This window comes from Brevundimonas sp. (genome assembly GCF_016463485.1).
GTDB lineage: Bacteria > Pseudomonadota > Alphaproteobacteria > Caulobacterales > Caulobacteraceae > Brevundimonas.
Genome location: NZ_JAEMRD010000046.1, coordinates 1 through 291, shown reverse-complemented (window position 1 = coordinate 291; position 291 = coordinate 1). Strand labels below are relative to the sequence as shown.

The window sequence follows — 291 nt, the reverse complement described above, 5'->3', positions numbered from 1 at the left end:
CGCGCCGCTGCCGAGCGTCGCATCAAGGCCGACCCCGGTTTCGCCGATCAGGTCGCCGACTGGGACGCCCGCCTGGCCCCGATGATCGAGGCGGTGGCCCCTGTCGTGCCTCCGCGCGTGGTCTGGATGCGGATCGCGGCCCAGCTGGGCCTGACCAAGCGGCCCGCGAACGACAATGACGGCTTCTGGGGCAATATCGCGATCTGGCGCGCCGGCACGGCGGTGTTCGCCACGGCCGCCGCAGCGGCTCTGGCCGTCGTCCTTGTGACCCCCGCTGCGACCCCCATCGCC

Annotated in this window: 1 protein-coding gene; it reads left to right on the top strand. The window is 73.2% G+C overall.

Annotation, left to right across the window (positions count from 1 at the left end; translation table 11 throughout):
• The coding region (locus JHC99_RS08720; protein ID WP_292153428.1) for a hypothetical protein at nucleotides 1–291 on the top strand (291 nt) is incomplete at both ends.